The organism is Amycolatopsis sp. CA-230715 (assembly GCF_018736145.1).
Classification (GTDB): domain Bacteria; phylum Actinomycetota; class Actinomycetes; order Mycobacteriales; family Pseudonocardiaceae; genus Amycolatopsis.
Genome location: NZ_CP059997.1, coordinates 4311851 through 4331699 on the forward strand (window position 1 = coordinate 4311851; position 19849 = coordinate 4331699).

At 69.0% G+C, this 19849-nt stretch carries 18 protein-coding genes; 10 read left to right on the forward strand and 8 right to left on the reverse strand.

The window, feature by feature from the left end:
• Nucleotide 1 precedes the first annotated feature (1 nt).
• Nucleotides 2-1546 (reverse strand): DUF2079 domain-containing protein, encoded by a 1545-nt coding sequence (locus HUW46_RS20480; protein WP_215548798.1) that lies wholly within the window; start codon nt 1544-1546, stop codon nt 2-4.
• A gap of 143 nt (nt 1547-1689) precedes the next feature.
• Here HUW46_RS20480 and HUW46_RS20485 point away from each other — a divergent pair, with 143 nt between their 5' ends.
• From HUW46_RS20485 to HUW46_RS20495, 3 genes are read left to right on the forward strand one after another with little or no spacing between them, the layout of a single operon-like run.
• Complete coding sequence (locus tag HUW46_RS20485; RefSeq protein WP_254126369.1) at nt 1690-2634, forward strand: ABC transporter substrate-binding protein; 945 nt, start codon at nt 1690-1692, stop codon at nt 2632-2634.
• Between the two features lie 28 nt (nt 2635-2662).
• Nucleotides 2663-3631, forward strand: coding sequence for an amino acid ABC transporter permease (locus HUW46_RS20490; protein WP_215548799.1), 969 nt, complete (start codon nt 2663-2665; stop codon nt 3629-3631).
• Nucleotides 3631-4407, forward strand: coding sequence for an amino acid ABC transporter ATP-binding protein (locus HUW46_RS20495; protein WP_215548800.1), 777 nt, complete (start codon nt 3631-3633; stop codon nt 4405-4407). The genes HUW46_RS20490 and HUW46_RS20495 overlap by 1 nt, the downstream gene beginning before the upstream one ends.
• A gap of 50 nt (nt 4408-4457) precedes the next feature.
• Here HUW46_RS20495 and HUW46_RS20500 read toward each other — a convergent pair whose 3' ends face one another.
• The gene (locus tag HUW46_RS20500) at nt 4458-5882 is read right to left on the reverse strand and encodes a hypothetical protein (protein WP_215548801.1); all 1425 of its coding nucleotides are present in this window, start codon (nt 5880-5882) and stop codon (nt 4458-4460) included.
• Between the two features lie 186 nt (nt 5883-6068).
• On the opposite strand from HUW46_RS20500, the gene HUW46_RS20505 reads away from it, so the two are divergent.
• A complete protein-coding gene (locus HUW46_RS20505; protein WP_215548802.1) occupies nt 6069-8435 on the forward strand; it encodes an oxidoreductase in 2367 nt (788 codons plus the stop codon).
• Nucleotides 8436-8630: 195 nt separating this feature from the next.
• On the forward strand, nt 8631-9095 hold the full coding sequence (locus HUW46_RS20510; RefSeq protein WP_215548803.1) for an SRPBCC family protein: 465 nt from the start codon (nt 8631-8633) through the stop codon (nt 9093-9095).
• Here HUW46_RS20510 and HUW46_RS20515 read toward each other — a convergent pair.
• Complete coding sequence (locus HUW46_RS20515; protein WP_442860948.1) at nt 9092-9685, reverse strand: TetR/AcrR family transcriptional regulator; 594 nt, start codon at nt 9683-9685, stop codon at nt 9092-9094. The two genes, HUW46_RS20510 and HUW46_RS20515, sit on opposite strands and share 4 nt — an antisense overlap.
• A 17-nt stretch (nt 9686-9702) precedes the next feature.
• On the opposite strand from HUW46_RS20515, the gene HUW46_RS20520 reads away from it, so the two are divergent.
• The 4 genes from HUW46_RS20520 (at nt 9703) to HUW46_RS20535 (ending at nt 14709) form a co-directional block, all read left to right on the forward strand.
• A complete protein-coding gene (locus HUW46_RS20520; RefSeq protein ID WP_215548805.1) occupies nt 9703-10539 on the forward strand; it encodes an SDR family oxidoreductase in 837 nt (278 codons plus the stop codon).
• A gap of 12 nt (nt 10540-10551) precedes the next feature.
• Nucleotides 10552-12366 carry an NHL domain-containing thioredoxin family protein gene (locus HUW46_RS20525; RefSeq protein WP_215548806.1) on the forward strand — a complete coding sequence of 605 codons (1815 nt, stop codon included), beginning with the start codon at nt 10552-10554 and terminating at the stop codon, nt 12364-12366.
• 66 nt (nt 12367-12432) lie between these two features.
• Nucleotides 12433-12786: a GroES family chaperonin gene (locus tag HUW46_RS20530; RefSeq protein ID WP_442860986.1), complete on the forward strand. Its 354-nt coding sequence runs from the start codon at nt 12433-12435 to the stop codon at nt 12784-12786.
• 24 nt (nt 12787-12810) lie between these two features.
• A complete protein-coding gene (locus tag HUW46_RS20535) occupies nt 12811-14709 on the forward strand; it encodes a VanW family protein (protein ID WP_215548807.1) in 1899 nt (632 codons plus the stop codon).
• Between the two features lie 199 nt (nt 14710-14908).
• Here the strand turns inward: HUW46_RS20535 and HUW46_RS20540 are convergent, their stop codons facing one another.
• Nucleotides 14909-15625 carry a leucine-rich repeat domain-containing protein gene (locus HUW46_RS20540; protein ID WP_215550000.1) on the reverse strand — a complete coding sequence of 239 codons (717 nt, stop codon included), beginning with the start codon at nt 15623-15625 and terminating at the stop codon, nt 14909-14911.
• A gap of 129 nt (nt 15626-15754) precedes the next feature.
• Here HUW46_RS20540 and HUW46_RS20545 point away from each other — a divergent pair, with 129 nt between their 5' ends.
• Nucleotides 15755-16153 (forward strand): hypothetical protein, encoded by a 399-nt coding sequence (locus HUW46_RS20545; RefSeq protein ID WP_254126373.1) that lies wholly within the window; start codon nt 15755-15757, stop codon nt 16151-16153.
• A 62-nt stretch (nt 16154-16215) separates the two neighbouring features.
• On the opposite strand, the gene HUW46_RS20550 is transcribed toward HUW46_RS20545, so the two are convergent.
• The 4 genes from HUW46_RS20550 to HUW46_RS20565 all read right to left on the reverse strand — a co-directional run bounded on the left by HUW46_RS20550 (nt 16216) and on the right by HUW46_RS20565 (nt 19760).
• Nucleotides 16216-16512 (reverse strand): GlsB/YeaQ/YmgE family stress response membrane protein, encoded by a 297-nt coding sequence (locus tag HUW46_RS20550; protein WP_215548808.1) that lies wholly within the window; start codon nt 16510-16512, stop codon nt 16216-16218.
• Nucleotides 16513-16596: 84 nt separating this feature from the next.
• On the reverse strand, nt 16597-16872 hold the full coding sequence (locus HUW46_RS20555) for a GlsB/YeaQ/YmgE family stress response membrane protein (protein WP_215550002.1): 276 nt from the start codon (nt 16870-16872) through the stop codon (nt 16597-16599).
• A gap of 131 nt (nt 16873-17003) precedes the next feature.
• On the reverse strand, nt 17004-18848 hold the full coding sequence (locus tag HUW46_RS20560; RefSeq protein ID WP_215548809.1) for an acyl-CoA dehydrogenase: 1845 nt from the start codon (nt 18846-18848) through the stop codon (nt 17004-17006).
• Between the two features lie 144 nt (nt 18849-18992).
• Nucleotides 18993-19760 carry a response regulator transcription factor gene (locus HUW46_RS20565; protein ID WP_215548810.1) on the reverse strand — a complete coding sequence of 256 codons (768 nt, stop codon included), beginning with the start codon at nt 19758-19760 and terminating at the stop codon, nt 18993-18995.
• Nucleotides 19761-19849 lie beyond the last annotated feature (89 nt).

Here is a 19849-nt window from a genome sequence, read left to right on the forward strand (position 1 = left end):
CCTATTGGCCTCCCAGCCGGTAGAGCCGTCCAGCGGAGGACACGACGATCACCGGGGCGGTCACACCCGGCCGCGCGACGGCGCGCCATCCCGCGTTCGGGTCGTGCGCGGCGGCCTCGCTGTCCGTCCTGGCGATCGAGGCCATCCCGCCGCCGACCACGGTGCCGCCTTGATCGGTCACCAGCACGCAGTCGGGATGCGGTGACGTCCAGCCGCGCAGCAGCGGCGCGCGGTCGTCGATCTTCCCGGCCGCGGGCGGCAGCGCGGCGAGGTCGATCCTGCTGCCCAGCTCGTGGCCGCCGCAGCCGAGCGTGAAGCCGTCGGTGAACGGGTAGGTGCCGAGCGCTTTCGCCGCGGGCACCACGCCCGGTTCGATGTTCAGCGCGCGCAACGCGTCGGGAGCCTCGACGCGGAGCGCGGGCGCGACCACGCCGAGCTGGCCGTAGGCGGAGTTGACCTGGTCCTTCACCGCGGACCCGGTCAGGTAGGTGGCCAGCCCGGTGACGAGCGCGACGGCGAGCACGGCGCCGCCACGGACGAGCGGGGCGGCCAGCGCGAACACCGCGCAGGTGGCGAGCGCGGAGATCACCGAATAGCGGCTGATCAGGCCGACGTCGATCGCGGCGCTCGTGCGGCCCAGCCCGACCATCAGCGCCAGCGCGATCGCGCTCAGCCCGATGCCGAGCCAGCCCGCCCGCTCGGCGTCGCGCGTGCGCACCCCCAGCACGACGAGCGCGGCGAGCACGATCACCCCGGCGACCACCGCGACCGGCCGCGAGCCAGGTGACCACACCGAGCCGAGCGCCTCGGTGACCGCGAGCAGCCTGCGGCCGAGGTCGAAATCGGTGCTGGCCAAGGAGTGCGCGTCGCCCGGTTTCGTCAGGAACCAGAACACCAGCGTCGCCACGCCGAGCGCCGAGGGCAGGACGATCCGAAATGGACGGTCGCGGCGGAGGAGCCCGACCAGCGCGATCGCGAACCACGCGGGGAACGCCACGCTGAAGCAGAAGCAGCCGAGCGCCGCCGCGGCGAGCGAGGGCCAGAACCGGCCGCGGTGCGCCAGGAACACGCCGAGCACCAGGAAGAACAGCGCGGGCACCCAGCTGATCCCGTTCGTGCCCTGCACCCACAGCTCGGTGCCGTGCGGCGAGAGCAGCAGGAACGCGAACGCCGCGAGCAGCGCCGCGCGCCTGGTCACCTCGTACGACTTCGGCACCATCAGCGCGAGCAGCACCACCGACGCCGCCATCAGCAGGAACGTCAGCAGCGTCAGCACGCGGTTGTCGCCGCCGAACAGGCCCGCGTCCGCCCAGAACAGCAGCGCGGGCACCACGAACGGCTGGTCGAGGTGGTAGCTGAACAGCATGCCGGGCAGCAGCGAGCCCGCGTCGTCGGTGATCTTCGCCAGGACGTACCAGTAGTCGAGTAGCACGTTCAGCTTCGGCGCGCGCACCGCCTGGAGCAGTGCGGCACCCGCCGGAAGGAGGGCGATGATCAGAGCCCCTCGGCTCAGGTACGCCTCGGTCTGTTGCCGCCCTTGGAGCATTCGCGCAGCGTACTTGCCTGCTCCGAATGCGACCGACGACCGTCCCGCCGCAACCTGCCTGTAACGGATTGATGCTGTGCACAACCCCGTCCGAATGGCAGGATGCGGGAACTCGCCGAGTAAGAACTACTAGGAGTGACACCGTGGCCCGTGGAACCAGATTCAAAGCGTTCGCCTTGCTGCCCGCGCTCGCCCTGACCGGCGGTATCAGCTTGGCGTGCGGCGTCGGCGGCGACGGTTCCGGCGGGGCGAAGGACTCCCCCGCCGCGGGTTCGGGGCAGTCCAGCGCCGTCCAGATCCCGGCCGCGGCCAAGGACGACAAGCTGGCCGCGATGGTCCCGGACGCGGTGAAATCGGACGGCAAGGTCGTTTTCGGCCAGGATCAGAGTTACGCGCCGAACGAATTCGTGGACGAAAAGGGTGCGGTGGTCGGTTTCGACGTCGATCTCGGTACCGCGGTTTCCCAGAAGCTCGGCCTCAAGCCGGAGTTCCAGAACGCGAGCTTCGACGGGATCATCACCGGGCTCGCCGCGCACAAGTACGAGCTGGCGATGTCGTCGTTCACCATCAACGCCGACCGGCTGAAGACCGTCGACATGGTGTCCTACTACAAGGCGGGCACCTCGCTCGGCGTGCTCAAGGGCAACCCGGACAAGATCTCCGTCGACGACCTGTGCGGGAAGAACGTCGCGGTGCAGAAGGGCACCACCCAGGTCGAGGACCTGCAGAAGCGCACCGCCCAGTGCACCGGGGCGGGCAAGCCCGCGATCAACGTGACCCAGTTCCAGGCGCAGACCGACGTGAACCTCGCGCTGACCTCGAAGCGCGCGCAGGCCATGCTCGCGGACTCCCCGGTGGTCGACTACGCGGTCAAGCAGACCAACGGCGCGCTCGAGGTGGTCGGCCAGCCCTACGACAGCGCGCCGTACGGCATCGCGGTCTCGAAGGGCGAAGGCCAGTTCAGCCAGGCCGTCCAGCAGGCGCTGCAGGCGTTGATCGGCGACGGCACCTACAAGAAGATCCTGGAGAAGTGGGGTCTCAACCCGGTCGGCGTGATCGACAAGTCGGAAGTCAACCCGCAGCCCTGACCCCGCTCTGATACAGGAGAACACTCTCGTGGCAAGTCCGTCGAACACGACGGGGACGGGTGATCCGGCGCTCGACGAGCCCATCAAGGCGGTGCCCGTGCGGCACTACGGGCGCTGGGTCGCCGGTGCCGTCATCCTGTTCCTCGCGTTCATCGTGATCCGCAGCATCATCACGAACGACAACCTGAAATGGGACGTGGTAGGCGACTACCTGTTCGAGGACCGCATCCTGCACGGCCTCCAGAACACGTTGGTGCTGACCGCGATCTCGATGGTCATCGGCGTCGTGGGCGGGGTGCTGCTCGCGGTGATGCGGTTGTCGCCGAACCCGCTGATGTCCGGTGCCGCCGGGGTCTACATCTGGCTCTTCCGCGGCACCCCGCTGATCACCCAGCTCGTGGCGTGGAACTTCCTCGCCGCCGCCTACCCCCGGCTCGGCCTCGGCATCCCGTTCGGCCCCGAGTTCGTCAGCGCGGACACCAACACGCTGATCACCCCGCTGATCGCGTCCCTGCTCGGGCTCGGGCTCAACGAAGCCGCCTACATGGCCGAAATCGTGCGCGGCGGCATCCTGTCGGTCGACGGAGGCCAGCTCGAAGCGGCGAGCGCACTCGGCATGAGCCGGGCGAAGACGTTGCGCCGGATCGTGCTGCCGCAGGCGATGCGGGTGATCATCCCGCCGACCGGCAACGAAACCATCGCCATGCTCAAGACCACTTCGCTGGTCGTGGTGATCGGCTACTTCGAGCTGATGACCGCGGCGCAGACCATTTATTCGCAGAACTACAAGGTGATCCCGCTGCTGATCACCGCGGCGCTCTGGTACCTGTTCCTCACGTCGATCCTGACGCTGATCCAGATGCGGATCGAGAAGAAGTTCGCCAAGGGGACCTCGCGCGAGGTCGTGCAGCAGCAGAAATGGGGCGCGCGCATGCTCGGCTTCCGGTTCGGCCGCGGCGGTGGCGGTGGCGGCGGTGCCGTCGGAGGTGGCGCCTGATGACCGCGGTCGTTTCCGCGCAGCGGATCTTCAAGAGCTTCGGCAGGGTCGACGTGCTCAAGGGCATCGACCTCGAAGTGCACGAACGCGAGGTGCTCTGCCTGATCGGCCCGTCCGGGTCCGGCAAGTCGACGCTGCTCCGGTGCATCAACCACCTGGAGAAGATCGACGCCGGCCGCCTCTACGTCGACGGAGAACTGGTGGGCTACCGCCAGCGCGGCGACGTGCTGCACGAGCTGAAGGAGCGCGAGGTCGCCGCGCAGCGCAAGGACATCGGCATGGTGTTCCAGCGCTTCAACCTGTTCCCGCACATGACCGCGCTGGAGAACATCACCGAGGCGCCGGTGCAGGTGCGCGGGGAGAACAAGGCGAAGGCCCGCGAACGCGGCCGCGAACTGCTCGACCGGGTCGGGCTCGCGGACAAGGCGGACAACTACCCCGCGCAGCTCTCCGGCGGCCAGCAGCAGCGCGTCGCGATCGCCCGCGCGCTCGCGATGCGGCCGAAGCTCATGCTGTTCGACGAGCCGACCTCGGCGCTCGACCCCGAGCTCGTCGGTGACGTGCTCGAGGTGATGCGCCAGCTCGCCAAGGACGGCATGACGATGGTCGTGGTGACGCACGAAATGCAGTTCGCGCGCGAGGTCGCGGACAAGGTGCTGTTCATGGACGACGGCGTCGTGGTCGAACAGGGCCCGCCGGACCAGGTGATCGGTTCCCCGAAGCACGAGCGCACCAAGGAGTTCCTGGCGCGGGTGCTCAACCCCCACCAGAGCTGACGAACGAAGGGCCCGGCACTCCGCCGGGCCCTTCGTCTACTGTGGACTGTCTACTTCGGAAGCCTGGTGAGCATCTGCTCGACCACCGGCCGGAGGTACTTGTCCGCGGTTTCCACCATCTTGTTCAGGTCGAGGTTCTTGACCGACGTCGCGAGCGCCAGTACCGCGTTCCCTTTGCGCACCACGAGTGCGCCGGGCTGGGTCAGCGCGTCGCCGACGGAGTCGACGTAGGCCTCGTCGCCGACCGCCGTCGGGATCGAGAGGCCCTTGGCCGCTCCGCGATGGAACCGGAACACGCCGGCGGCGAGCTTGGCGTCGTCGTAGGTGTCCACGGTGAGTTCGAATCCGTCTTCGTGCAGGCCGTCCCCGATCCGCCGGGTGCACGCGGTGTGCAGGAAGTTGCCCTCGGTGTGGTCCTCCGGCACCGATATCTTGCCGATCGCCGTCGCCAGGTCGTTCTTGGTCACCGGCGACGCCGGTTTGCCGAGGAGGGTCTTCACGTCGGACGGGAGCAGGATGTCGCTCGCGAGGCCGGCCGGAGTCTTGAACGTGGGGCTGTCGTACCGGTACCGGCTCGGGCCGGTCGGGTTCGCGGCCTGCTTCGCGATGTTCGCCGCGACGGTCTTGACCAGCGGGTCGAACCGCGTGGCCAGTTCGCCGCCCTGCTCGGAGACCAGCGCCGTCACCCAGACGTAGGTGTCGCCGAGGCGGAGGATCACCTCGCGCCTCGACGACACCGGATGCTTGATCGGGGTGTACAGCTCGACCTGCCCGATCGATTCCTGCTTGGCGTACTTGACGTAGTCGCCGGAGAGGTAGAGGTCGCGGATCTTGCTGATGTCGTAGTAGGGCGGTTGGTAGACGTCGATCTTGAAGACCTCGGGCGAGGCCCCGCCACCGGCGGTGAACTCCACGTTGTACTCGCAGAAGTTCTGGTCGGGGGTCTCGTTGAGGGTCTGGTCGCTCGGCTTCGGGGGGTTCGCCTGGTCGGGCACCGCCTCGTCGGCGAGGTAGTTCCGGTTGAGCGCGTAGCCGGGCTCCGCGCGAGAGGCGAGGTGGACGCCGTGGTCAGCCAGCTCCTTCAGGGAGACGAGGTTGCACGCCTGCGTCACAGGCTTCCCGTTGTAGTGCGACGGGGTGGGGTTCGGCTCTTCGACGATCGCGAACGGGTCCGCCACGGCGGCTTGGTACTGGTAGCCGGGCCGCTCGGTCCTGGCCACGGGTTTCCCGTCCCCGCCGCCGGGTGTCCCCGCTTTGGCGTCCTCGGCCCCGCCCGATTTCGACACGGCGACCACGACGATGGCTCCGGCGATCAGCACCACGGCCGCGCCGACGGCTCCCACGACGAGTTTCGTCCTGGACTTCTTCGGCGGGATCCCGCCTGGTTGTCCGCCAGGGAACCCCTGGTAGCCCGGCGGCGGCCCGCCGGGATAGGGCCGGTTCGGGTAGGGCTGGTTCGGGTACTGCTGGTTCAACACGTGCTCCCCAGTAAACGTACGAAGTATTCCGGTTGCCTAGATTAGCCCAGTTGGCGCAGCGCCTCCCGGTTCGGAGCAACTCTTCGGTGACAGGATGCTGTCGTGGGAAGTTCTGCCGTTGCGCGAATGATCACTCACCCGGTGTACTGCCGGTGACCCCGAACCTCGTCAAGGAGATCGCGCATGCCCAACTTCCGACGCGGTGCCCCACGCGACGGGAGCGAGCCCGAGGAGGGCCAGGCGACTCCACCCGAGGGAAAACCACCGCTCGACCCAATGGCGGGCGTGCCGGACAAACGGTACGAGATCAAGGCTTCGGACCTGCTGAAGCCGTTCCTCGAGCCGGGGACCGGCGGGCTGCTGCGCTGGCGCAAACCGGCGACGAACGCGCCGATCGTCTACGTCGAGGACGCCTACATCACCGGGCAGCTCGATCTGCGCGCGGCGGAGCTCGAGTACCTGTTCCGGTTCGAGCGGTGCCGGTTCGAGTTCCCGCCGGACGTCCGCGAGGCGAACCTGCTCGGCCTGGCGTTCCGGAAGTGCTGGCTGCCCGGACTGAAGGCGCGGAACTTCCGCAGCCGCAACGATGTCCGGCTGATCCGGTGCGTGGTCGAGGTCGACACCGGCAACCGCGAAAAGGCCGAGACCACGGTGCGGCGCGCGGACGACCGCGACCGCGGCATGCCGGACGCGGCGGTCAACCTCACCGACGCGACCATCGAGGGGTCGATGGTGCTGACGCGCACGGAGGTGCGGCATCCGAGGGGCAAGGCGATCCTGGCGGACCGGCTCCACATCACCGGCGCGCTGCTGGCGTACCGGCTGGAGGCCGATGGCGAAGTCCGCCTCCCCGGCCTGAGGACCGGCGGTAACGTCAACTTTTCCGGCGCGAGGCTGCACAATCCGGACGGATTCGCCTTCAACGGCAACGGTTTGCACATCGGCGGCAGCCTGTTGTGCGAGGTCGACACGTACGGCCCGCGAAGCGAGCGCAGGGAGTTTTCGGCCAACGGCGTGGTTTTCATGCCGAGTGCCCGCGTCGACAGCGACATCGTGCTGCGCGGGGCGAAGCTCGAAACGAGCCCCGACGGCAGGATCGTGGTCGAGTCGTGGCGATCGGCGGATCCGTACCTCGATCCGCGCCCAGCGCTGGTGGCGGACCGGTTGCGGGTGGACGGCGACGTCGAGCTGTCCGACGGGCTGGAGGCGATCGGCACCCTGCGCATGCTGAACACCAGGATCGGCGGTTCGCTGCGGCTCGCGGGCGCCACCGTTTCCGTGCGCAGGCGCGACGCGGAGCCGTACTACGACCGCGCGTTGCACCTCGACGGCAGTGAGATCAGCGGTGACATCGAGGCGACCGGTCTCACCGTGCCGTCGGGGCAGGTGCGGCTTGCCGATGTGACCGTCGGCGGCAACCTGCTGGCCTGGAACTCGACCTTCCTGCACGCCGAACGCGACGTGTTTTCCGCGCGCCGCACCAAGATCGCGGGCAACCTGCACCTCACCGACGCCACCGTGCAGGGCACGCTGCGGCTGCAGGGCGTGGACGTCGGCGGCAGCATCGACCTGTTCGGCACGCGGCTGACGAAGCCCGCGATCACCGAGCGGTCGAGCTTTTCGCTGGACCTGCGGACCGCGAAGGTGGGCAGGGATTTCGTGCTCACCGCGAACTCCGAACGCGAGTTCCGCGCCGAAGGCGGCGTCAACATGGACGGCGCCGTCGCGGGGCGGCGCATCGACTTCGCGGGCGCGGTGCTCGGATCGTCCGAACGCGACGGTATCGCGCTCGACGCGGGTGACGTCGCGGCCGACGAGTTCCAGCTGACCCCCGCCGAGGCGCCGCGGGGCCGGGTTTCGTTGCGGCGCGCGCATTGCGGCACGTTGAGCGACAACCGCGAGCTGTGGGCCGCCACCGGCGGGCTCGAACTGGAGGACTTCCGCTACGACGTGATGAAGACGCCGATCGACGTCAAGGACGACGCCTCGGTGGACGAACGCATAGAACTGCTGCGCAAGGCGATGGGCCGGTACCGGCCGGGCCCGTACGACCAGCTCGCCACGATGCTGAGGGCGAGCGGGAACGAAGAACACGCCGACACCGTCCTGCTGCGCAAACAGCAGTTCCGCTACGACGCGCTGGCGCGCGGTTTCACCGTCTTCGGCCCCGGCGTGAAGGTGTGGAGCTGGCTGCAGCGCTGGATGTTCGGCTACGGCTACCGGCCGGTGCGCGCACTGGGCTGGCTGCTGACGCTGCTCGTCGCGGGCAGCATGTGGTTCGGCTTCGGCGACGACCCGTGCGTCGGAAACCCGGATCTGCAGCACAGCGGCCCGCGCTGCGTGGTGAACCGCGACGACTCGGGTATGGAGTGGAACCCGGTGCTCTACACCGCCGACCTGCTCGTGCCGATCGTCGACTTCGGGAACAAGGCCCGCTGGTACATGGCCGACGCGGACAAGTGGGTCGCGGCCGGGTTCACCGCGATGGGCTGGGTCCTCGCCACCACCGTTGCCGCCGGCGTGACCCGCACCCTGCGCCGAAACACCTGACCAGCACCCGCCAACACGGCGCACACACCGTGGTTCATCCCCCACCCGTTCCCGGGGGGCGACCCCAGCCCAGCTTACCGGCTCCCGGAATCGAGGGTGCCCGAACGAGCCGCCGAGGACAGAGTTGTCCACATTCGCCGCCGCCTGTGGACAACAGGGGCGACAAGTCGGCATACCGACGGTATGGTGCGGGGCATGACTGAGCCGAACGCGTCCGCGAGCATCGAGGTCGCCGCGCCGCCGCAGCGGGTGTACGCGCTGGTCAGCGACCCGGCCGCGCTGGCGAGCTGCGCCGAGGAGTACATCGGTCACCAGTGGCTCGGCGGTGCGACCAAGGCCGCCGAAGGGGCCAGGTTCCGCGGCCGTAACCGCCGCGGATTTCGCCGGTGGAGCACGGTTTCCACGATCACCGACACCGACGAGGGCCGCCGGTTCGCGTTCGACGTTTCGTCGATCGGGCTGTCGATATCGCGCTGGCAGTACGACATCGAGCCCGCGGGCGACGGCGTGCGGCTCACCGAAAGCACGTGGGACCGCCGCCCCGGCTGGCTGCGCACGATCACCGGGTACGTCACCGGCGTGCACCAGCGCGACCCCTACAACCGCGCGAACATCGAGACCACGTTGCGCCGCATCAAGGAAACCGCCGAAGGCGCCTAACGCGCGGCCGCCACCAGCTGGACACCCGCCCTGATCCGCTCGCGGGTCATGCCGCGCGCGCTGATCAGGTAGTCGATCACGTCGGCGCGCAGCGCGGTCAGCACCGCGTGCGCGAGGTAGTCCGCATCGACCCCTTCGAGCCGCCTCGCCAGTTCGGCGATCCAGAACTGGCTGGCGTCATTGGCGTAGTACGCGTCCGGCCCGCGGTGTTCGAGCGCGCGGATGAGCGGCCGGTTCCGCCACACGAAGTCGAACAGCGCATCGACGTACGCGGCCACCGTGCCGCCGGGACCCAGTGGCGGCGGCCCGCTTTCGACCGCCTCGCGCAGTTCGCGCACCCTCGGCTCGAGCACCGCTTCGATCAGCGCGGTCCGATCGCCGAACCGGCGGAACACCGTGCCCTTGCCCACCCCGGCAGCCTCGGCGATGTCGTCCATCGAAACCCCTTCAACGCCTTCGCGGTCGAAGAGGGCGGTGGCGGCTTCGAGGATGGCCGTCCGGTTCCGCGCCGCGTCCTGCCTGATCGCACACCTCCTTGCCAAAACGGACTGGCGGTCCGTATGTTGAAGCGGACCGGCAGTCCGTATCAATCGTGAGGATACCCGCAATGTTTCTTGTCGCTGGGGGACGCGGCCGGATCGCCCGCGCCGCCGTGGCTCGCCTGCTCGCCGAGGGCCACCGCGTTCGCGTGGTCAGCCGTCGTCCGTCCGAAGTGGACCTGGAAGGAGTCGAGGTCGTCGAAGGCGATCTGTCCAAAGCGGACGGTTGGCAACAGGCTTTCGACGGAGTGGAAGCCGCGCTGCTCTACGCCGATCCCGCTGGAATGGAGTCCGTTTTGGACAGTGCGCGCGGCAGGATAGCCCTGGTGTCCGCGCTCGGCATCGACGAGGCGGCCGATCCGATCGCGCGGACGCACCTCGCCGCGGAGGCCGCGGTGAAGGAACGCGGTCTGCCGTGGACCTTCCTCCGCGCGGGCGGTTTGGCCACCAACACCCTGCAGCGGGCGCCGTCGATCCGCGCCGAGGGCGTCGTCCGCGCGCCCTTCCGCCACTCGCACGCCGCGCTCGTCCACGAAGCCGACGTCGCCGAGATCGCCGTGCGGGCGCTGACGACCGGCGAGCACGACGGCAGGGCCTACGACCTCACCGGCCCCGCCTCGCTGACCCAGGAACAGCAGGTCGCCGCCATCGCCGAGGCCACCGGCGCCGACGTGAAGTTCGAGGAGATCACGCCCGGGGAATACCGCCGCACGCTCAGCCAGTGGGGCGACGACAGCATGGTCGACACGCTGCTCACCCACCTCCGCGCCGCCGATGGCGTCCCCCAGTCGATCGCGCCCGACTTCCAGGAGATCACCGGCCGCGAGCCGACCTCGTACGCGCGATGGGCGGTGGATCACGCCGACGACTTCCGGCAGGCAGGAACACCGGGTCCCGCCGTGTAGTTGACTCGGGATGTGACTGCTCCACGACAGCAAGCCCGCGTCCGCGCGCCCGAGCTCACCGGTGACCACTGGTTCAACACCGGTGGCGAGCGCATCCGGCTCGCCGACCTGCGCGGCCGCATCACCCTGCTCGACTTCTGGACCTCCGGCTGCATCAACTGCCTCCACGTGCTCAGCGAACTCCGGCCGCTGGAGGTCGAGTTCGCCGATGTCCTCGTGACGATCGGGGTGCACTCCCCGAAGTTCCTCCACGAGGGCGAGCGGGCCGCGGTCGAGGCGGCGGTGAGCCGCTACGGCGTGCACCACCCGGTGCTGAACGACCCGGACCTGACCACTTGGTCGCAGTACGCCGTGCGGGCGTGGCCGACGCTGGTCATCGTCGACCCCGAGGGCTACGTCGTGCACACGGCCGCCGGCGAGGGGCACGCGGAGGCCCTGCGCCGCGTCATCACCGAACTCGTCGCCGAGCACGAGGCGAAGGGAACGCTGCGGCGCGGCGGAAGCCCTTACGTGCCGGGCGAGGAGCGCGACGGCGACCTGAAGTTCCCGAGCAAGGCCGTCCGCACGGAGCGCGGCACCCTGCTCGTCGCGGACACAGCGCACCATTCGATCGCCGAACTCGCGGCCGACGGCAAAACGGTCCTGCGCCGCTTCGGCACCGGCGAGCCCGGCCACGCCGACGGAACGCAGCCGCGTTTCACCGAACCTTCCGGCATCGCGCTCCTGCCGTCCGAGATCGCCGCGAAGGCCGGGTACCACGCCGTCGTCGCCGACACGGCCGGCCATCTCCTGCGCGGGCTGCACCTCGACACCGGGGAAGTCACCACGGTCGCCGGGACCGGCCGCCAGTGGCTGAACGGCGAAACCGACGGAAAAGCGCTCGGCATCGCGCTGTCGAGCCCGTGGGACGTGGCGTGGTGGGAGCCCGCGGGCGGTGTCGTCATCGCGATGGCGGGCAACCACACGCTCGGCCTGTTCGATCCGGTCGCGGGCACGGTGTCGCGGTTCGCGGGCACCACGGTGGAGGGCCTGCGCGACGGGCCCGCCCAGGACGCGTTCTTCGCGCAGACCTCCGGGTTCGCGGTCGACGGCGACCGCCTGTGGCTCGCCGATCCGGAGACCTCCGCGCTGCGCTGGATCGACGCCGAGGCGACCGTGCACACCGCGGTCGGCACCGACCTCTTCTCCTTCGGCCACCGCGACGGCGACGCCGGTGACGCGCTCCTGCAGCACCCGCTCGGCGTGGCCGTGCTGCCGGACGCGTCGATCGCGATCGCGGACACCTACAACGGCGCGATCCGCCGCTACGACCCCGAGACGAAAACGGTTTCGACGCTCGCGAGCGGGCTCGCGGAGCCGTCCGGCCTGCTGGTGGACGGCGACGAGGTGATCGTCGTCGAATCCGCCGCGCACCGCCTCGTCCGGATTCCCGCCACGACGGGCGAACACGTGGCGGGCGACGCCCACGAGGTGCGCCGGCCGCCGACCGTGCTCGCGCCCGGCGGCCTCGAATTCTCGGTGGTCTTCTCGCCGCCACCAGGGGAAAAGCTCGACGACCGCTACGGCCCGTCGACCAGGTTGGAGATCAGCGCTTCCCCACCGGAGCTGCTCGTCGACGGTGCCGGGACCGGCACCGAGCTGACCAGGCGGATCCGGCTCGCCGAGGGCGTCTCCGAAGGCGTGCTCCAGGTCGTCGCGCAGGCCGCCAGCTGCGATGACGGCGCCGAGCACCCGGTGTGCCGGGTCACCCGCCAGGACTGGGGAGTGCCCGTCCGGGTGGAAGCGGGTGCCGCGCGCAGCCTCGAACTCATCCTCGCGGGGGCATGACCGGTCAAGACGTACCCCAGCCGGGTGAAGTATGCGTGCCCTTCGCGCTCTCAGCGGGTAAGTAGCATTTCGTGCGTGTCCGAAACCAACCGCGTGCCGGTGCCCGCGACGAAGCTCGAAATCCAGATGCTGCACGACCGGGTGCTGGTCAGGCTGGCCGACGAGGACGGCGAACGCCGCAGCACGGGCGGCATCGTCATCCCCGCGACGGCCGAAGTCGCCCGTCGGCTGTCCTGGGGCGATGTACTGGGTGTGGGCAATAATGTGCGCAACGTGAAAGTATCCGACCGGGTGCTGTTCAACCCGGAGGACCAGCTCGAGGTGGAGATCCAGGGGGCGGGATATCTGGTGATGCGGGAGCGCGACATCCACGCGATCGCCACCGAGCGCACCGAACAGGGTACGGGGCTTTACTTGTAGCCGAAGTGACCGCGGAGGGGACGGGTGGCCGACGAGCACTACTGGCCGGTTTGGGACACCGACACAGGTGAGCATCCCGCCGTCCAGGACACCGAAGTACTTCCCGCTCCCCAGGTCATCGAGCCCGCGGGCGCCGAAGTCTACGACGACGAGGACGACTCCGAACTCGTCGGCGAACTGCTCGACGGCGAACATTCGGCGCCCGAGCCGGACACGCCGTCCAGCCGGTTCCGGCACGGGCTCGGCAAGGCGATGATGATCACCGGTGTCGGGCTCACGGTGTTCGTCCTGCTCTACGTCGGCGATCTCATGTTCAGCGCGGGCGACGTGCCGCGCGGGGTCACCGTCGCCGGGATCGACGTCGGCGGCCTCACCAAGAAGGACGCCGAGTCGAAGCTGCGGCGGGAGCTCGAACCGCGGCTGACCCAGCCCGTCCTGGTCAGGGCCGGTGACGTCGAGACCAAGCTCGACCCCAAGAACTCCGGTCTCGGCCTCGACTGGCCCTCGACGCTGGAAAAGGCGGGGCACCAGCCGCTGAGCCCGATCACGCGGATCATGTCGTTCTTCACCAAGCGCGAGGTCGGTGTCGAGACAAGGACGGACGACAAGGTCCTCGCGTCCTCGGTCGCCGAGCTGACGCACACCCAGCTCGACCACCCACCGACCGAAGGCGGTATCGCCTTCGACCCGATCCCCGGCAGCGACGGCGGGGTCACCGCGCGCGCGGTCGAACCGCGCCAGGGCCAGGCGGTCGGCGACACGAACGCCGCCGCCGATCTCGTCCACCAGCACTGGCTCGATCGCGGCGGCGTGCTGGTGCCGGTCTCCACCACCCCGGTGAAGGCCAGTTCGGCCGGGGTGCACAAGGCGCTCGACCAGATCGTGAACCCGGCGGTCGCGAAACCGATCACGGTGCACGGCGAGGGCAAGGACGTGGCGCTCAAACCGGACGCGATCGCCAGTTCGTTCCGGTTCGCCCCGCTCGACAACGGCGACCTCGAGGTCCGCGTCGACCAGGCGAAGCTGCAGCAGGGCCTCCAGCCGGAGCTGGTCTCCACCGAGCAGGACAGCAAGGACGCGAGCCTGGTGTTCGTCGGCGACGTGCCGACCGTGCAGCCCTCGGAGGACGGGCGCAAGATCGACTGGCTCACCACCTTCAAGCCGTTCATGGGTGTGCTGACGCTGCCGGAATCCCGCGATCTCAAGGTCGCCTACCAGACGAAGAAGCCGAACCTGACCACCGACGCGGTGAACGCGCTCGGCGTCAAGGAGGTGGTCGGCCAGTTCACCACCGGCGGCTTCTCGCCCGACGTCGCGGGGAACGTCCGCGCCGCGGCGGCCGCCGTCAACGGTGTGGTGCTGAAACCGGGCGAAACCTTCAGCCTCAACGCGCACCTCGGCGCGCGGAGCGGGTACGCGACCGCGCCGATGAACGAGGACGGCACCGGCCCGCAGGTCGCGGCGGGCGGCATTTCGCAACTGACGAGCACGCTCTACAACGCCGCCTACTTCGCCGGGCTCGGCGACGCGGGGCACACCGCGCACTCGACCTACCTCGACCGCTACCCGCCCGGCCGCGACGCGACTTCCTTCTCCGACAGCGGTTCCGCGGTCGACCTGAAGTTCACGAACGATTCGCCGTCGGGCGTCGCGATACAGGCCTCGGCGACCGGATCCACCGTGACCGTCAAGATCTGGAGCACCAAGCGGTACACAGTGGACAGTGCGACCGGCGAGCGGTCGAACCTCGCGCCGCCGCCGGTCGAGCCCGGCTCCGGCCCCGGCTGCGTCCCGAACGAGGGAAAGGCCGGGTTCAGCACCTCGGACACCCGCATCCTGCGCGACGTGGTCTCCGGCGCCGAAGTGCGGCGGGAAACCACCGTGGTGACCTACCAGCCGCGCCCCCTGGTCATCTGCACCTGACCCGCGGCCCCGCCCCGCACGAACGGACCGTTCGTACGCCCAGGGGAGCCCCTGATTTCAACATTACCGCGCGGCACCGACAATTCCGGACCGCTCGCGTCCCGGGCGCCGCATGCCCCGAAGGCCACCTTCGGGGACCTGAGCGCCCCAAATCGCCCCCTCGCGGCGAGCTACTCGCCAGTCGGCCCCGCCCGCGAAGTCAGAGCAACACGTAGCAGCCGCGCGCTTCGAGGTCCGGTAGCCACGGAGGCAGCCGGAGATCCTTGTTCCACCGCAGATCCAGTTTGTCCAGTTTGGACAGTTCGAGCAATGCTGAAGGAAGCTCGACGAGTCCGTTGTCGCGCAGATCGAGCTGCCGCAGTTCCCGCAGCGACCCGACGGCCGACGGCAGGCGCGTGATCCGGTTCCCCCGCAAATGCAGTTCCCGCAACGCGGGCAACGAGCCGATTTCCTCCGGAAGCGCGCGCAGTCCATTGTGGTAGAGCCGCAGTTCGCGCAGCGACCGCAGCCCGGCGATCGCGGGCGGCAGCACATCGATCCGGTTGTCCGTGCATCCGAGGTACTTGAGCTTTCCCAAGCGGCACAACGATTCCGGGAACACGGTCAGCTCGTTGTCGCTGAGGTAGAGGTATTCGGTGAGTTCGGGAAGCTCGCCCAATTCGTCGGGAAGCGCGCGGAACGCGTTGTGTCCGAGGTCGAGCGTGTGCAGGTGCCGCAATTCGCCGATGCGCGGCGAAAGCGACGTGAGCCGATTGTCCGCGACGTTCAACACGCGCAGTTCCACCAGATCCCACACCCGATCCGGCAGTTCGCTGATCTCGTTCGCGTAGAGGCTCAGCCGATGAAGCCCGGGATCGGCGAGCGCTTCGGGCGGCACCGCGTCGAGGCCGCCGCGGTCCAGGTCGAGCTGCGGCACGTCACTCACGGCACCGACCCTAGCCCCACGATCACCCGGTCGGGGTCCGGCGATCCCCTTCGCTCCGTGACCACATTCGGCTACGGTCGGTAGCGACCAGGATTCAGCTCAGTCCACAATGGAGGTTCGGTGTCGCTGAGAAGTGCTTTGCCGGTCAGGGTGTTCGCGGTGGCCGCGGGCGCGGCCGCGATCATGCTCACGAGCGGTGCCGCGGCCGGGGCCGGGGCCGGGGCCGATGAGCCGCCGAAGGGGCTCGTACACGCGAACGCGGACAACGCCTGCCGGTTGAACGTGCGGACCGGTGCCGAGGTCACTTCGGCCACGCTGACGACCCTGACCTGTGACAACTACACGACCTGCGCGCACGCCGACCCCAAGGTCCCGTGCGGGCCGTTCGTGGTCGGCGGGAAGTACTCGTGCGTCGGGCCGAAGGGCGTCCAGCTCACCGACAACCGCTGGGCCGAAGTGCTCTACCGCGCCCCGCAGCGCGCCTACGTCGCGATCGCCTGCGGCGCGGTGCGCGTCTGAGGCGCCCCGGACAGCGAAAAGGCCCGCCGCACTCGTGATGCGGCGGGCCTTTTCCGCGCCGGCTACGACTTCGAGGCGATTTGCCCGCCCTTGACCTTCGCGTAGATCCCGGCCGCCGCGATCACGCCGACGATGGCGGCCACGACCTGGAACGCGTGCCGGATCCAGTCGATGCCCGGCGTGTCCCGCACACCGAACACCCCGGCGAGCCAGTTGCCGATGAACGCGGCCACGATGCCGACCACGATCGTCAGCCACATCGGGATCTTCTGCTCGCCAGGCGCGAGGAACCGGCCGATGACGCCGAGGATGAGGCCCACGACGACCGTCGTGATGATGCCCCAGATTCCACCAAGCATTTCGCTGCTCCTTTCGCCCTGTGTGGGCGAAGGGTCCCACCGTGAACCGGACATCGCGCGCCGAAACCCGCGTTCGGGGGACCCCTATCGGCTGATACCGCGTTTGCCGTAGACGCCTGCCACGAGACTGACCCCGATCGCGGCGATCACGATCTGGGTGATCAGTTCCAGCCAGTCGAAGCCCTTGGTGTCGGCGTACCCGAGCCCACGCGCGATCGCGGTGCCGATGAACGCGGCCACGATGCCGACCAGGATGGTGAGCCAGATCGGGATGCTCTGCTTGCCGGGCGCGAAGAGCCGGCCCAGCACGCCGAGGATCAGGCCGACCACGATCGCGGTGATCACTCCGGTGACGGACATGGTCATTTTCTCCTCTGTGCGGTGGATGGTGCACAGGGGTAATGGCCGGAACACCGGGCCGCCAAACGCGATTTCCGCCCCGGACGCGAAAAATCCCCCGCGCGCTTCCGCACGGGGGATTTCCGGCTACCTCAGAAGGCCGCTTCCGACACGTCCATCAGGTCGTTGTCGGCCGCTTCGACGATCGCGCGGCGGGCGGTCAGCTCCGGCAGCACGGTCTTCGCGAAGAACGACGCGACAGCGATCTTGCCTTCGTAGAACGGCTTGTCCTTCGCCGACGGCGTGCCGTCGAGCTTCGCGATCGCGATCTCGGCCTGCTTGAGCAGCTGCCAGCCGACGAGCAGGTCGCCGACCGACATCAGCAGCCGGACGGTGTGCTGCCCGACCTTGTTGATGTTCTGCGGGTCCTCCTGCGACGCGGTCAGCGCGCCGATCATCGAGCCGAGCATGCCCTGCGTGTCCTCGAGGGCCTGCTTGAGCAGCGCGCGCTCGTTCTTGAGCCGCCCGTTGCCCGCCTCCGCCTCGATGAAGGCGGTGATCTCGCCAGCCACGTGCGCGAGCGCCTGGCCCTTGTCTCGGACGATCTTGCGGAAGAAGAAGTCCAGCGACTGGATCGCCGTGGTGCCCTCGTACAGCGAGTCGATCTTCGCGTCGCGGATGTACTGCTCGATCGGGTAGTCCTGCAGGAAGCCCGAGCCGCCGAGCGTCTGCAGCGACTGCACGAGCTGCTCGGTGGCGCGCTCGGAGCCGACGCCCTTCACGATCGGCAGCAGCAGGTCGTTCACGCGCTCCGCGAGCTTGATCGCCGCCTCGTCGCCGTCCTGGGTCCACACCTGGTCCTGGAACGACGCCGTGTACAGGTAGATCGCGCGCAGGCCCTCCGCGTACGCCTTCTGCAGCATCAGCGAACGGCGCACGTCGGGGTGGTGCGTGATGGTGACGCGCGGCGCGGTCTTGTTGAGCATGTTGGGCAGGTCCGCGCCCTGCACGCGCTCCTTGGCGTACTCGAGCGCGTTCAGGTACCCGGTCGACAGCGTCGCGATGGCCTTGGTGCCGACCATCATCCGCGCGTACTCGATCACCTGGAACATCTGCGCGATGCCGTCGTGCACCTCGCCGAGCAGCCAGCCCTTCGCGGGCGTGCCGTGCTGGCCGAAGGTCAGCTCGCAGGTGGTCGAGGCCTTGATGCCCATTTTGTGCTCGACGTTGGTTACGAAGGCGCCGTTGCGCTCGCCCGGCTCGCCGGTGGTGCCGTCGAAGTGGAACTTGGGCACCAGGAACAGGGAAAGGCCCTTGGTGCCGGGCTTGGTCTCGATGCCGGGGCCCTCGGGACGGGCCAGCACCAGGTGCATGATGTTCTCGGTCATGTCCTGGTCGGCGGAGGTGATGAACCGCTTCACGCCGTCGATGTGCCAGGAGCCGTCCTCCTGCTTGACCGCCTTGGTGCGCCCGGCGCCGACGTCGGAGCCCGCGTCCGGCTCGGTCAGCACCATGGTGGCGCCCCAGCCGCGGTCGATCATGAGCTGCGCCCAGCGCTTCTGCTCGTCGGTGCCGTTCTTGTCGACGATCATCGCGAAGTTCGGGCCGGCCAGGTACATGAACAGCGGCGGGTTGGCGCCGAGGATGAGCTCGGACGCGGCCCACTGGACCGTGGGGGGAAGGCCGAAGCCGCCGAGGTGGTTCGGCAGGCCGAGCCGCCACCACTCGCCGTCCCAGAGCGCCTGGTAGCTCTTCTTGAACGACTCGGGCAGCGTGGCCGAGAAGGTCTTGGGGTCGTACACCGGCGGGTTGCGGTCCGCGTCGGCGAACGAGTCGGCCAGCGGGCCGACGGCGAGGTTGTTCAGCTCGGAGAGCACGCCACGGGCGGTCTCCTCGTCGGACTCCTCCAGCACGCCCTTGCCGAGGCGGTCCTGGACGCCGAGCACCTCGAAGAGGTTGAACTCCAGGTCTCGGACGTTGCTCTTGTAGTGGCCCATGTCGTCGCTCCGTCTGTACTCGGGTTTCCGGCTGGGCACGCTTCCCTTACTGGCCGGTAACTTCAGGATATTACCTGTGAGTAACCGACGGCAAGGGAAACCACGCTTCTTCTGGGTGGATCTCCGCGATTTCGGTGAGACCTGTCACACTGTAGGGGTTTCAGCGCTTCCGGCGGCCTTCGTGAACTGCGTTTCCCTCGGTACGCCCACCGCGTCGTTGGGCTGCGTGACGAGGATTCCACTCCGGAACGCGGTGGTCACCGCGTGCGTGCGATCGCGTGCGGACAGTTTCCGCAGAATGCTCTTCACATGTGTCCGCACGGTCTCCACCGACAGGTAAAGGATTTTCGCGATCGCGGAGTTTTCCAGCCCTTCGGCGACGAGCTGCAGCACCTGGTATTCGCGCCGGGACAACGGCATCTGCGCCTTCGTGTTCGTGCCGTCCGGTGACTGCCGCTTCGGGCGCGCGATGAGCGCGGACAGCGCCGGGTCGATGTAGCGGCGGTCGGTGTAGGCGCGCCGGATGGCCTCGGCGAGCCTGCGCGCCTCGGCCTCGCGGGGAATGGCCGCGTGCGCGCCGGCGCCGATCGCGGCCGTGAGGTACTGCGCGGTGCGGTTCGACTGGCGCACCAGCACGATGATCAGCAGCGCGGGATCGCCGACGGCGAGCAGCTTCGTCAGGTGGCACTGCGGGTCGAGCCCGGAGTCGATCAGCGCGACGTCGGGCCGCACCTGCTCGGCGAGCTGGAGCGCGCTGTGGTGCGACGCGGCGTGCCCCGCCCAGTGCAGGCCCTGCGTGCGGTGGACCAGTGCCGACAGCCCGTCGCGGAAGAGCGGCACGGGATCGATGGACGCCACCCCGAGGCTTCTGCCGGGGTGCTGCGGCCGGTTCGGCTCGATGCTGCGCGTCATGGGGCACTCCGTCTCAGCAAGTCACCCTGGCTGCCGTGTCGAGCTGTCGCTGCTTCCCCCGAAGCACCGCCCCCAAGACCTTTCACGCG